Raw genomic sequence first — 12,999 nt, forward strand, 5'->3', positions numbered from 1 at the left:
GTACCGTCGGCCGATTTTCGATCAATTTTCTCCAAATGGAGAAAATTGGGGTTACGGTGGTGGCGTCCGCAGGGGACACATCTCGGAAGGGCCGCTATGACCACAACACTCATCACCGGTGGGCGGGTGCTCACCCTCGATCCCGATCGTCCGGAGGCCGAGGCGCTCGTCCTCGACGGGGGCCGGATCGTCGCCGTGGGCGACCGCCGCGCCATGGAGGACGCCGCGGGATCCGGCGCGCAGCGCGTGGACGCCGGCGGCGCCACCGTGATGCCCGGGCTCATCGACACGCACCCGCACGTCATGCATTTCGGCATGCTCGCGGGCGGGCTGGTCGATCTGACGGACGCCGTCGACCACTCCGACATCGTCGCGCGGATCCGGGCGAAGGCCGCCGTCACGCCCGCGGGGGAGTGGATCATGTGCACCCCCGTCGGGGAGCCGCACTACTTCCTGCGCCGCTCCGAGAAGGACCTGCTCGAGCGGCACCTGCCCGACCGGTGGACGCTCGACGCGGCGACCGCCGACCACCCCGTCATGATCCAGGCCTGGGCGCCGAAGATGCCGAACGTGGTGGCCTTCAACAGTGCCGGGCTCCGCGCCGTCGGACTGAGCGCCTTCATTCCCGATCGCGTGTGCGACGTGGAGATCGAGAAGAACGACGCCGGCGAGCTGACCGGCGTCCTCCGTGGACCGGTCACCAACTACTACACCTACGACCCCTTCTGGGGTCAGATCCTGACCAAGCTGCCGCGGCCGAGCCTCGACACCGCCGCCGCCGGGACCACCGCAGAGATGGCGAGGTTCACCCGGCAGGGCGTCACCACGGGCTACGAGGGGCACGCCATGGAACCCGAGCATCTCGCGCTGTACCGGCACCTACGCGCCGCGGGCGCCCTCACCATGCGCATCCACGCCACCCTGGACGTCGAATCGGTGATCTTCTACCCCTTCGACCCGCTCACCGACGCCGAATTCGCCGACCGGCTCCCGCAGTTCGCGGCGCAAGTGGGGGAGGCGGGCGACGACCTGCTCCGCACCGGCGGCCTCACCATGAGCCCCGGCGGCCCGTGCTTCTCCGGCTACTTCGCCACCTACGAGCCCGCCCTCGACCCGTTCGGCAGGCCCACCCGCGGCACCCGGTTCCTCTCCCTGGAGAAGGAGGAGGCCTTCGTCCGCTACTGCGCCGAACAGGGCATCCGCGCCAACCTCTGCCTCGGCGCGTTCCGCGAACACGACGACTTCCTCGACATCGCCGAGCGCGTCGTCCGCGAGGTCGATTTCCGCGACCGCCACTGGATCCTGCAGCACGCCATCACCATCACGCCCGCGCAGGCGCGGCGCTACGCGGACCTCGGCTTCCAAGTGACCACCAGCGCCGGCTTCGCGTGGGGCAAGGGCGCCATGTACGGCGAGCGCATCGGCGAGCACGCCTGGCGAGACCTCGAACCCCTCCAGCGGCTCGTCGACACGGGGCTCGACCTCGCCGGCGGCTCCGACTGGGGACCCAAGAACCCCTGGGAGCAGATCGAACTCGCGCAGACCCACCGCTTCGCCGGCAGCGACCACCGCAACGACGGCCCCGACCAGAAGCTCTCCCGCGTCGACGCCCTCCGCATGTGGACCACCGGCGCCGCCGCCGTCCTCGACTGGCCCGAGATCGGCTCGCTCGCCGCGGGGAAGCACGCCGACCTGATCCTCGTGGACCGCGACCCGTCGACCTGCCCGATCGACGAGCTCGCCGGCACCCGGGTGCTGCGCACCTACCTCGGCGGCGAGACCGTCCACGACAGCGGCGAGCTCGCCGCCCCGGCGCAGGAGGTGCGCGCATGACCGCCGCCGATCGGGTACTGGGCCGCGTCGACGGCCTGCGCGAGGAGATGATCGCGACGCTCGGCGACGCGATCGCCGTGCGCAGCGTCAATCCCACCTATCCGGACCAGGACTTCGACGACCTGGTCGGCGGCGAGACCGAGGTCGCGCGGCTGCTCGCCGGCGTCTACCGCGAGGCCGGCGCCGAGACCGAGCTGTTCGGCGAGGTCCCCGGGCGCGACAACGTGGTCGGCGTCGTCCACGGCGAGGGCGACGGGCGCTCGCTCATCTTCAACGGGCACGTCGACGTGGTTCCGGCCGGAGATGCCGACGCCTGGACCCACGACCCCTTCGCCGGCTTCCGCGACGAGACCCACGTGTGGGGCCGCGGCTCCGTCGACATGAAGGCCGGGCTCGTGGCGCAGGCCTTCGCGGCCCGCGCGCTGCGCGAGGCGGGGGTCCGCCTCGGCGGCGACCTGATCCTGCAGGGCGTCGTGGGGGAGGAGAACCTCGAGCACCACCTCGGCACGTCCGCCGTGCTCGCCCGCGGCTACACCGCCGACGGCGCGATCATCGCCGAGCCCACCGGCGCGCTCGCCCCACTCAGCGTGATGCCCGCGACCCCCGGCGTCCTCGTCCTGCGGATCACTGTGACCGGCCGCACCGGCCACGCCTCGGCCCGCTCCCTGATGCGCTCCCAGCGGCGCGCCGGGGCCGAGGACCCGATCGCCGCGAGCGCCGTGGACGGCGCGCTCGCGATCCACGACGCGCTGCGGCGGCTCGAGACCGCGTGGGAGCGCACCCGCGTCGACCCGCTCTTCGAGCCGGGCCAGTTCACCATCGGCCTCGACGTGATCGACGGCGGCGCCCGCGCAGGCCGGAACGTCGCCTTCATCCTCGACGAGACCACCCTGGACTACGCGATCTTCTACCCGCCCGCGGCGGGCATCGCCGACGTGCAGGCCGAGATCGCCGCCGTCGTCGCCCGGGTCGCCGGCGCGGACCCGTGGCTGCGCCGACACCCGCCGGTACTGGACTGGCCGATGCACTACCCCGGCGGGCGCACCGACGGCGCTGACCCGTTCTGCCGGGTCGTCGTGGCCGCCCGCGAGGACGCCGCTGCCGGAACCGCCTACGCCGGCGCCCCCGACGTCCGGCCCTTCCCGAGCGCGACCGACCTCACCTGGTTCACCGCCGCGGGGATCCCCGCGGTCGGGCTCGGACCGGGCGCCCTCGCCATGGCGCACGCGGTGGACGAACGGTGCGCGATCGACGAGGTCGTCTGCGCGGCGAAGACCTACGCGCTGTCCGCCCTGCGCTGGTGCGGTGTCCGATGACGGCGGCGAACGGGCCGATCGCGCCCTACATGGCCGTGGGCCTCTCGACCTTCGTGCACGGCATCGGCGCGCGCGAGCACATCGCGCGCAACCTCGACGTGATCGAGGAGGCCTTCCACGCCGCGGTCTCCATCGTGGGCATCAACCTCCCGGTCAAGCTGGTAGCCCTGTCCGAGGGGGCGCTCACCGGGTTCACCGACGAGGTCTTCGACCTGCCGCACGCGCGGAGCGCCCGCGAGCTGTTCATCGACATCCCGGGGCCGGAGACCGAGCGGCTCGCCGCGCTGGCGCGGATGTACCGGACCTACGTCGTGGTGCAGTGCAAGGCGCGCTGGCCCGAAGTGATCGAGGACCGGTTCTTCAACGTCATGATCGTGATCTCGCCCGACGGGCAGATCGTGCACCGGGCGGCGAAGAACCACGTCTGGTGCCGCGAGCACTCGTGCACCCCGCACGACGTCTACGACCGATGGGTCGAGCTGTTCGGCGACGGCATCGACGCCTTCTACCCGGTGCTGCGCACGCCCGACATCGGCAACATCGGCACCATCTGCTGCAGCGACGGCGAGTACCCCGAGGCGGTACGGGCGCTCGCACTGGGCGGCGCCGAGGTGATCTACCGGCCGAGTGAGGCGGTGCCGATGACTGCGGCAGGCCCGGACCCCGGCGGCACCTGGCTGCTGCAGAACCGGGCGCACGCCCACTTCAACGGCGTCTACATGGTGTGCCCCAACACCGGGCCTGCGGACCGAGCTGTTCCGCGGCATGTACGACCGGCCGATCCATCCCGCGAACCTGTGGCTGGACCGCGAGCCGGGCCGGCACGCGGAGGTCGACGAGATCTATCGCGGCAACATCGCGCGGCTCGTGGAATCGGGCGCCTACACCGAGCCCGCGGCGCGGCACCCCGGTGCGCGGCACCTCCCCGGTCCCGCCGACGGCGACTTCGACGCGGTGATCGCGAACTGGGAGTGATGCCCGACGGCGCGGGTCAGCGCAGGAGCTGCCAGGCGAAGGCGGCGGCCAGCGCGCCCGCGCCGTTGAGGCACCAGTGCAGCGCGATGGGCGCGATGAGGGATCCGCTGCGGGAGCGCAGCCATGTGAACACCCAGCCGGCGAAGGCGGTCGCGATCACGGCGCCCGCGATGCCGAGGAACTGGGCGAGGGGGCCGGCGCCGAGGATCTTGGTCAGGCCGGCGTTGCCACTGGTCAGGCCGAGCGACGAGGCGATGTGCCAGAACCCGAAGAGCAGCGAGCCCGTGACCACGACCCAGCGGAAGTGCATCGCGCGCGACAGGGTGCCGTGCAGCGCGCCCCGGAAGGCGAGCTCCTCGGGGATCACCGTCTGCAGCGGGATGATCACCATCGACGCGATGATCGCGGTCGAGAAGGTGGCGTAGCGGTCGTTGAGGAACAGTCCGCGCGTGACCGGCAGCAGCGCGCCGACCACGATCACCGTCGCCACCACGAAGACGGCCGCGGCCGCGTACTTCGCCCCGGAACGCCAGTGCTCGCGGCCCAGGCCCAGCTCGTGCCAGTCCAGGCCGCGGTGGCGGGCGATGCCGATGAGCAGGACGGCGGACACCGGCACGGCCAGCAGGGCGGCCCAGCTGCCGGTGAAATGAGCGACCAGATTGGTCGCGACCAGCACCGCGACCACGACGCCCACGTCGACGATCGCGCGCGCCCCGGAGACCGCCGAACGCAGGGCGGAATGATCGGGGGCGGTCGTCTCGGCTGTGGTCACCCGCTCCATAGTCCAGACGCGCGGCGGTTCGCGCAACGGGTGTGAGCATGGCTAAGGTGTCCACCCGTGACCAAGGACCGCAGCACGTCGGCCGACGGCGGCCGGTCGAGCGGCCTCCGGCGCGTCGCGCTTCCCCTCTTCCTCGTGGCCCTCGGCGCCCGGATCGTGTGGATCCTCGCCGGGCAGCACAACTTCAACTTCGTCGACCTGCGGGTGTACTACGAGGCCGCGCAGCGGGTGACGTCCGACGGCGGGCTCTACGACTTCGCGCTGCGCGACTACACGCCGCAGCAGCCGCTGCCCTTCACCTATCCGCCCTTCGCGGCACTGTTCTTCTACCCGCTGAAGTTCCTCCCCTTCCCGGTGGTCGCGGTCGGCTGGGTGGCGCTCACCGCGGGGCTGTTGTTCCTGGTCATCCGCATGTGCCTGGCGATCCTGGCCGCGGGACGCGGCGCGCCGTCGCGCCTGGGCGACGTGCCGCGCGAGCTGCCCCTGGTGTGGACCGCGGCCGCGCTGTGGATCGACCCCGTGCGGACGAACCTCGACTACGGCCAGATCAACGTGGTCCTCATGGCCTTCGGCGTGTGGGCCGCCTACCTCGTCGCCCGCGCCGCCCCGGCGCCGTCCCTCGCGCTGAAGCCCGAGAAGGTCGACGGTGCCTCCGGGTTCCTCGTCGGCCTCGCCGCCGGGATCAAGCTGACCCCCGCGGTGGGCGGGCTGTTCCTGCTCGCCCGCGGCCGGGTGTGGGCCGCCGTCTTCTCCGGTGTGACGTTCGCCGCCACCGTCGGGATCAGCTACCTGATCCTGCCCTCGGAGACCCGGCGCTACTTCACTGTGCTGCTCGGCGACACCGGCCCCATCGGCGATCCCGCCAAGCCCGACAACCAGGCGCTGCGCGGCGCGGTCTCCCGGTTCGCCGGCCACGACGTGGGCACCGGGCCGGCGTGGATCATCGCGGTGATCGTGGCCGCCGCCCTGCTGTTCGCCGCCTGGTGGGTCGTCCGCCGCGGCGACGCCCTCATCGCGCTGGTGCTGGTGCAGTTCCTCGGGTTGCTCGCCTCGCCGATCTCGTGGATCCACCACTTCGTGTGGATCGTCCCACTGCTGATCTGGATGGTGCACGGCCCCCTCGGCCCGGGCGGCGGCGCGGACTTCCGCACCCCCGGCGCGGGCTTCACCCCCTGGGCGACCGCGGTCGCGGGCGTCACCGCGGTCTTCGGCTACATCGGCGTGCACTTCCTGCGCAAGGGCCTCGCCGCGATCGGGATCGACGACGGCCCCGTCTGGGCCCTGTTCATGGCGCCCGGCGTGCTGGCGCCGCTGGTCCTCGTGGCGCTGATCCTCGCGCAGCGACGGCGGCTGGACGCACTACTCTGAGCGGATGACCACCCTCTGCCGCGTAGGCCTTGCGATCCTCACGGCGGCGACCCTCGCGACCAGCGCCTGCGCGACCAGCACGGCACCGTCGAAGGAGAGTGACGCACCGTCGGCCACGGGCACCGTGACCCTGGTGACCCACTCCAGCTTCCACCTGCCCGAGAACGTCCTCGCCGACTTCACCAAGCAGACCGGGCTCGCGATCAAGACCGTCGAGCTGGGCGACGGCGGCGAGCTCGCCACCAAGCTGTCGCTGACCCCGGGGAACCCGCCCGGCGACGTCGCCTTCGGCGTGGACAACACCTACGCCGCGCGGCCCGTGCGCGCCGGCGTCTTCGACGAGTACGTCTCGCCCGCCGCGGCGAACGGCGCGCAGGACTACGCCCTGGCCGGCATGCCCCAGCTCACCGCGGTCGACTTCGGCGACGTCTGCGTGAACATCGACACCCGCTACTTCACGGACAAGGGCCTCGCCGAGCCGGTCACCTACCAGGACCTGGCCAAGCCCGAGTACCGCGGCCTGACCGTCGTCCAGAACCCCGAGACCGCCTCGCCCGGCATGGCCTTCCTGGCCGGCACCGTCGCGGCCCTCGGCGAGGGCTGGCAGGACTACTGGCGCTCCCTGCGCGCCAACGAGGTCTCCGTGACCCCGAACTGGTCGACCGCGTACTCCACCGACTTCTCCGGCTCGTCGGGCAAGGGACCGAAGCCGATCGTCGTCTCCTACGCCAGCTCGCCCGCCGCCGAGGTGGGTAAGGACGGCGCCGCGCCCCCGACCAAGGCCCTGCTCGACACCTGCTTCCGGCAGGTCGAGTACGCCGGCGTGCTGCGCGGCACCAAGAACCCCGACGGCGCGCGCAAGCTCATCGACTTCCTGCTGACCCCCGCGGTGCAGGCCACCATCCCCGACGAGATGTACGTCTACCCCGTGACCCGCGGCGTCGCGCTGCCCGAGTCGTGGGCCAAGTACGCGCTGGTCCCGCCGAAGGCCGCCACGCTGCCCGCCGACCGCCTCGCCGACGAGCGCGACGGCTGGGTGCGGCAGTGGCGCCAGCTGATGGGGCGGTGAACCTCCGCCCGTGATGACCACCTCGCGCGGGCGGCTCGCGCTGCTGGCCGCCCCGCTGCTGTTCGTCGCGGTGTTCTTCCTCTGGCCCGTCGCCGCGATCGTCGCGCGCGGGCTCTCGTCCGACGGTGTCGGCCTCTGGCAGGGCTTCACCGGCGCGGGCGGCCTGGGGCTGGTCTGGTTCACGGTCTGGCAGGCCGCGGCGTCGACCCTGCTCACCGTGGTCCTCGGGCTGCCCCTCGCGTGGTTGACCGCGCGGGTGAAGTTCCGCGGGCAGTGGCTCGTGCGCGTGGTGGCGACGGTGCCCTTCGTGCTGCCGACCGTCGTGGTGGGCGTCGCCTTCCGCACTCTGTTCGCGCCCGGCGGGAGCCTCGGCTTCCTCGGCCTCTCCGAAACGGTGTGGGCGGTGCTGCTCGCGCACGCCTACTTCAACGTCTCGGTGGTGGCCCGGATCGTGGGCGGCGTGTGGTCCGCGGTCGACCCGCGCGCCGAACAGGCCGCGCGCACGCTGGGCGCCGGCCCCGTCCGCGCCTTCCTCACCGCGACCGCGCCGGCGCTGCTGCCCGCCATCGCGTCGGCGGCGTCCGTGGTCTTCCTGTTCTGCGCGACGAGCTTCGGCATCGTGCTCGTGGTCGGCGGCAGCCGGCTGCGCACCCTGGAGACCGCGGTCTACCAGGAGGTGGTCGGCGCCTTCGACCTGCGCACCGCCGCGCTGCTCGCGCTGGTGCAGATCGTCATCGTGGTGCTCGCCGTCGCCCTGAGCGGCGCGCTGCGGGTGCGGGTCTCGCGGCCCTCGGCGTCTGCGCGGGTCGAGCCGCCCCGTCCCGGGGGCCGCGCCCGGCTCGCGGTGCTCGTCGGCGTGCCCGTGAGCGTCGCGCTGCTGCTCTTCCCGCTCGCTGCCCTGCTCCTGCGCTCGCTGCGCCCCGACCCGTCGGGCGCGCTGAGCCTCGACGCCTACCGGCGGCTGACCACCGACTTCGGCGGCGTCGTGCCCGTGAAGGCGCTGGTGATGTCGCTGGTCACGGCCGCGCAGGCGGGGGCGATCGCGCTGCTCGTCGGCGGGCTCGCCGCGGTGGCGATCGCCCGCTCCCGCGGGCTGCTGAGCCGGTTCGCCGACGCCGTCGTGATGCTGCCGCTCGGCGTGAGCGCCGTGACGCTCGGCTTCGGCTACCTCCTCGCGCTGCAATCCCTGCCCGCGATCCGCGAATCGCCCGCCGTGCTGCCCTTCGTGCAGGCCCTCGTCGCATTGCCGCTGGTGGTGCGGGTGCTGGTGCCCGCGCTCGGGGCCGTCGACCCGCGGCAACGGCAGGCCGCCGCCGTGCTCGGGGCCTCACCGGTGCGCGTCTTCACCTCCGTCGACCTGCCGGTGATCAGCCGGTCGGTGGCCGTGGCCGCGGGCTTCGCGTACGTCGTTACGCTGGGGGAGTTCGGGGCCGCCAGCTTCCTGGTGCGGCCCGAGCAGATGACGCTGCCCGTGCTGATCGGCCGGATCTCCGGCCGCCCCGGCTGGGCCGACGCGGCGCTCGCCGCGTCGTGCTCCGTGCTGCTCATCGCCGCGACGGTGCTGGTGATCGGCGCCGTCGAGGCGCTGCGCCGCGACGACGCCGGGCGGGCGGAGTTCTGATGCGTGTCGGCGGGGGAGAGGAGTCGCGATGCTGACCATCGACCGGGTCTCGGTGCGCTACGGCGACCGGACGGCCGTGCGGGACGTCTCGCTCACCGTCGGGAACACCGCCGCGACGGGCGGCGCGGACTCCGTGACCGCGCTGCTCGGGCCGTCGGGCTGCGGCAAGTCCACCCTGCTGCGCGCCGTCGCGGGCCTCGAGCCCCTGGCCGGCGGGCGCATCCTCTGGGACGGCGAGGACCTCGCGCCCGTGCCCACCCACCGCCGCGGCTTCGGCGTCGTCTTCCAGGACGGACAGCTCTTCGGGCACCGCGACGTGACCGGCAACATCCGCTACGGACTGCAGCGCCACCACTGGCCGCGCGCCGAGGCGAACGCCCGCGTCGAGGAACTGCTCGAGCTCGTCGGGCTGCCCGGGATGGGCGCGCGGCCCGTCGGGGAGCTGTCCGGCGGGCAGCAGCAGCGCGTCGCGCTGGCCCGCGCGCTGGCCCCGAAGCCCCGCCTCCTCCTGCTCGACGAGCCGCTCTCGGCCCTGGACCGGCAGCTGCGCGACCGCCTCGTGGGCGACCTGCGCCGCATCCTCCGCGAGACCGGGACGCCCGCCCTCATCGTGACCCACGACCACGACGAGGCCGTCGAGCTCGCCGACACCGTCGCCGTGCTCGACGCCGGCGAGCTGGCCCAGGTGGACCGGCCCGCCCGGCTCTGGCGGCGCCCCCGCACGCCCGACGTGGCCCGCTTCCTCGGCTACTCCGTCCTGCTCGATGCGCAGGTCAAGGACCTGCAGGCGACCTCCGCGCTGGGCCAGGTGCTCGTCGACTGCCCCGACGGGCGGTTCCGCCTCGGCCTGCGCCCCGGCTCCGTCGTGATCCAGGCGCACGGGGTGCCGGCCAGGGTGACCGGCTCCGTCCCCACGGCCGACGGGGTGCGGATCACCGCCGCCGTCGACACCGACGACGGCGAGCTGCTGGTCGACGCGCTCGGCGACACCGCGCCCGCCGACGGCGAGACGGTGCGCGTCGCGCTCAATCCGCGCCGCATCGCCGTGATCGGATAGTCCCGTGACCGACGTCTTCACCCCGCGCCAGGCCCGCGCGCTGCTCTCGATCGCCGACACCCTCGTCCCCGGCGGCGACGGCGTGCCCGGCGCCCGGGACATCGGCTTCGTGGCCTCCGTCTCGCGCACCGCGCAGCACAAGATGCTGCCGCGCGAGCTGCGCGAGCTCAAGCTCTTCCTCGACGTGTGGGACACCCGCGGCTTCGGCCTGGTGAACCGGATCGGCCCCCGCAAGTTCTCCGCGCTCCCGCAGGAGCGACGCGAGAAGGTCCTGCTGGGCTGGGGCAGGCACCCGCGTGCCGAGATCCGGACCGTCTTCCAGGGGCTGCGCTCGCTGCTGATCGGCGCGTACTACATCGCGCCGGACGCCGTCGCCGCGCGCGCCGCGACGGGCTACCCCGAGGCGCCCGGGCCGCTGCCCGACGCCCCCGAGAGGCCGCTCCGGACCCTGACGATCCCCGCGGGCGGTGCGCACCTCACCGCCGACGTCGTGGTCGTCGGTTCCGGCGCGGGCGGCGGCACCGCGGCCGCCGTGCTCGCCGCCGCCGGCCTCGACGTGCTGGTCCTCGAACGCGGCCGCTACCACGACGACCGCGACTTCGGCCGGGGCGAGCTGGAGTCGCTCACCACCCTGTATGCCGGCGCGCCCGCGATCTCGGCCGAGGGGCAGTTCTCGTCCCTCATGGCGGGCGGCACGCTGGGCGGCGGCACCGTCGTCAACTGGACCACCTCGTTCGCGACGCCCGCGCACGTCCGGGCCGAATGGGCCGCGCACGGCGCGCGACAGTTCGCGGGCGACGAGTTCACCCGCGCGCTCGACGCCGTGCAGCGCCGGCTGGGCGTGAACACCGACCACGGCTCGGCCTCCTCGCGCGACGCGATCCTCGAGCGCGGCCTCGCCGCGCTCGGCTGGCAGTGCGACGCCATGCCCCGCAACGTGCTCGGCTGCGACCAGGGCGTCGAGTGCGGACGCTGCGGCTACGGCTGCCGCATCGGTGCCAAGCAGTCCACCGCCAAGACCTGGCTGCAGGACGCCGCCGCCGACGGTGCGCGGATCGCCGTCGGCGTCGAGGTCCGGCGCGTGGTCGTGGAGCGGGGCCGGGCGACCGGCGTCGAGGCGATCGGGCCCGACGGTGCCCCGGTCACCGTCGCCGCGAAGGCCGTCGTGGTCGCGGCGGGCTCGCTGCAGACCCCGCCGCTGCTGCGGCGCTCGGGCCTGCGGAACGAGCGGATCGGCGAGAACCTGCGCCTGCACCCGGTGACCGCGGTGGCCGGCGTGTTCGACGAGGACGTTCGCCCCTGGGAGGGCGGCCTGCAGACCCGCTACTCCACCGAGCACGCCGACCTCGACGGCGAGGGATACGGCGTCATCTACGAGACCGGTCCCGTCAGCCCCGGCGCGATCACCCTGTTCCAGCCCTGGCACTCGGCGGCGCGGTACGCCGCCGACATGCGGGCGATGCGGCACACCGTGCAGGTGGGCGTCATCGTCCGCGACACGGGCAGCGGGCGGGTCACCGTCGGGCGGGACGGCGAGCCCGTCGTGCGGTACCGGCTGAACGATCGCGACGCCGCGCACATGCAGCGCGGCGTGGTCGGTGCGGCCGAGATCCTCGCCGCCGCGGGCGCGACGTCGGTGCGCAGCTCGCACCAGAACCGCGTCGCCGCCGACCTGCCCGGGTCGCTCGACGGCTTCGCCGCCGCCGCGCAGCGGGAGGGCTACGCGCCCGCGCGGTGCATGATGATCGCGCTGCACATCATGGGCACCGCCGCGATGGGCGGCAGCCGGCAGACCTCGGCGACGGACCCCGACGGCGCGACCTGGGAGGTGCCGAACCTCGTGGTCGCCGACGCCTCGTGCTTCCCCACGCCGAGCGGCGTGAACCCGATGATCTCCATCGAGGCCATCGCGCACATGAACGCCTCGCGGCTGGCGGCGCGGCTCGGGTAGGCGGCGCCGACGGCGGCGCGCCCGTCCCGCTAGGCGCGGCGCTCGTCCTCGGGCAGGTACCAGTCGGGGAGGGGCTCGGCGGCCAGCCGGGTGGTGTCGCCGGGGCGGGTGAGGGTGAAGAGGGCCCGCTGGATGCGGGGGATGCGGTTCATGTCGTCCGAGATCGCGGCCAGCCGCGCCGCGACCTGGGACTCCGGCAGGTCGCCCTCGAGGTCGACGGCCGCGACCAGGAACAGCCGGTCGGCGCCGACCCACTCCATGTGCAGGAAGCTCACCTGCTTGACGTCCGGGTGCGACTGCAGCGCCTCCAGCATGCGGTTGCGGGCCAGCGGCGTCGCCTCCTCACCCGTGAGGAAGTCCATGTTGCGCCGGATCAGGAACACCGCGACGAAGCCCAGCAGGATGCCGACGAGGATCGACCCGACGGCGTCCCACACGGGGTTGCCGGTGATCTGGTGCAGCGCCATCGCGCTCGCGGCGATGACGATGCCGATGAGCGCGCTGAGATCCTCCGCGAAGACCGAGCGCAGCACCGGATTCGACGTCACCCGCACGTACCGCAGTGGGTGCAACATCCGCTCCTGCGCGCCCTCCTTCGTCTGGCGCAGCGCCTGCGCGAACGAGATCCCCTCGAGCACGAACGAGATCGCCAGCACGGCGTAGCCCCAGCCGTAATCCGTCGCCTCCTCGGGCGCGCCGAGCGACGAGATCCCGTGCCACACCGAGACGGCCGCGCCCACGCTGAACAGCCCGAAGGCTGCGAACATCGACCACACGTAGCCCGAGCGTCCGTAGCCGAACGGGTGCGAATCGTCGGCGGGCTTCGCCGCGCGCTTCGCGCCGATGAGGAGGAAGACCTCGTTGCCCGTGTCGGCCCACGAGTGCGCGGCCTCGGCCACCATCGCCGCCGAGCCGGTGACCACCGCAGCCACCGACTTCGCCACCGCGATCAGCACGTTCGCGGCGAACGCGACGAGCACCGTCAGCAGGCTCTCGTCCTGGGTTCCGTCTGTCGCCTCGTCGCTCAT

At 73.4% G+C, this 12,999-nt stretch carries 10 protein-coding genes and 1 pseudogene; 9 read left to right on the plus strand and 2 right to left on the minus strand.

Going from position 1 to position 12,999, the window contains the following annotated elements; genetic code table 11:
• Positions 1-96 precede the first annotated feature (96 nt).
• The 4 genes and pseudogenes from ACLQ3K_RS19285 to ACLQ3K_RS19300 all read left to right on the plus strand — a co-directional run bounded on the left by ACLQ3K_RS19285 (position 97) and on the right by ACLQ3K_RS19300 (position 4,124).
• Positions 97-1,833: an amidohydrolase gene (locus tag ACLQ3K_RS19285; RefSeq protein ID WP_336671942.1), complete on the plus strand. Its 1,737-nt coding sequence runs from the start codon at positions 97-99 to the stop codon at positions 1,831-1,833.
• On the plus strand, positions 1,830-3,149 hold the full coding sequence (locus tag ACLQ3K_RS19290) for a M20/M25/M40 family metallo-hydrolase (protein WP_426001149.1): 1,320 nt from the start codon (positions 1,830-1,832) through the stop codon (positions 3,147-3,149). Before ACLQ3K_RS19285 ends, ACLQ3K_RS19290 begins: the two co-directional genes overlap by 4 nt.
• 29 nt (positions 3,150-3,178) lie before the next feature.
• Positions 3,179-3,823 (plus strand): annotated as a pseudogene (locus ACLQ3K_RS19295) (nitrilase-related carbon-nitrogen hydrolase); the annotation flags it as partial.
• A gap of 121 nt (positions 3,824-3,944) precedes the next feature.
• Positions 3,945-4,124 (plus strand): hypothetical protein, encoded by a 180-nt coding sequence (locus ACLQ3K_RS19300; RefSeq protein WP_336672016.1) that lies wholly within the window; start codon positions 3,945-3,947, stop codon positions 4,122-4,124.
• Between the two features lie 16 nt (positions 4,125-4,140).
• On the opposite strand, the gene ACLQ3K_RS19305 is transcribed toward ACLQ3K_RS19300, so the two are convergent.
• Positions 4,141-4,857 (minus strand): CPBP family intramembrane glutamic endopeptidase, encoded by a 717-nt coding sequence (locus tag ACLQ3K_RS19305; protein WP_374201286.1) that lies wholly within the window; start codon positions 4,855-4,857, stop codon positions 4,141-4,143.
• Positions 4,858-4,962: 105 nt separating this feature from the next.
• On the opposite strand from ACLQ3K_RS19305, the gene ACLQ3K_RS19310 reads away from it, so the two are divergent.
• Genes ACLQ3K_RS19310 through ACLQ3K_RS19330 form a run of 5 tightly spaced genes read left to right on the plus strand, consistent with a single transcriptional unit; the run spans position 4,963 to position 11,971 of the window.
• Positions 4,963-6,273 carry a glycosyltransferase 87 family protein gene (locus tag ACLQ3K_RS19310; protein ID WP_426001150.1) on the plus strand — a complete coding sequence of 437 codons (1,311 nt, stop codon included), beginning with the start codon at positions 4,963-4,965 and terminating at the stop codon, positions 6,271-6,273.
• A gap of 4 nt (positions 6,274-6,277) precedes the next feature.
• A complete protein-coding gene (locus ACLQ3K_RS19315) occupies positions 6,278-7,342 on the plus strand; it encodes a thiamine ABC transporter substrate-binding protein (protein WP_426001151.1) in 1,065 nt (354 codons plus the stop codon).
• Positions 7,343-7,355: 13 nt separating this feature from the next.
• A complete protein-coding gene (locus ACLQ3K_RS19320) occupies positions 7,356-8,963 on the plus strand; it encodes an ABC transporter permease (protein ID WP_426001237.1) in 1,608 nt (535 codons plus the stop codon).
• A 28-nt stretch (positions 8,964-8,991) separates the two neighbouring features.
• Positions 8,992-10,020: an ABC transporter ATP-binding protein gene (locus ACLQ3K_RS19325; protein ID WP_426001152.1), complete on the plus strand. Its 1,029-nt coding sequence runs from the start codon at positions 8,992-8,994 to the stop codon at positions 10,018-10,020.
• 4 nt (positions 10,021-10,024) lie between these two features.
• Entirely contained in the window at positions 10,025-11,971 is a 1,947-nt protein-coding gene (locus ACLQ3K_RS19330) for a GMC family oxidoreductase N-terminal domain-containing protein (protein WP_426001153.1), read from the plus strand.
• Positions 11,972-12,000: 29 nt separating this feature from the next.
• Here ACLQ3K_RS19330 and ACLQ3K_RS19335 read toward each other — a convergent pair whose 3' ends face one another.
• Complete coding sequence (locus tag ACLQ3K_RS19335; protein WP_426001154.1) at positions 12,001-12,999, minus strand: cation diffusion facilitator family transporter; 999 nt, start codon at positions 12,997-12,999, stop codon at positions 12,001-12,003.

Source organism: Tsukamurella sp. DT100 (assembly GCF_049844855.1).
Classification (GTDB): domain Bacteria; phylum Actinomycetota; class Actinomycetes; order Mycobacteriales; family Mycobacteriaceae; genus Tsukamurella.

Coding starts and splice junctions, on each gene's coding strand:
- ACLQ3K_RS19285 (WP_336671942.1), top strand. CDS start 97: ATGACCACAACACTCATCACCGGTGGGCGGGTGCTCACCCTCGATCCC.
- ACLQ3K_RS19290 (WP_426001149.1), top strand. CDS start 1,830: ATGACCGCCGCCGATCGGGTACTGGGCCGCGTCGACGGCCTGCGCGAG.
- ACLQ3K_RS19315 (WP_426001151.1), top strand. CDS start 6,278: ATGACCACCCTCTGCCGCGTAGGCCTTGCGATCCTCACGGCGGCGACC.
- ACLQ3K_RS19320 (WP_426001237.1), top strand. CDS start 7,356: ATGACCACCTCGCGCGGGCGGCTCGCGCTGCTGGCCGCCCCGCTGCTG.
- ACLQ3K_RS19325 (WP_426001152.1), top strand. CDS start 8,992: ATGCTGACCATCGACCGGGTCTCGGTGCGCTACGGCGACCGGACGGCC.
- ACLQ3K_RS19335 (WP_426001154.1), bottom strand. CDS start 12,999: ATGAGCGACGAGGCGACAGACGGAACCCAGGACGAGAGCCTGCTGACG.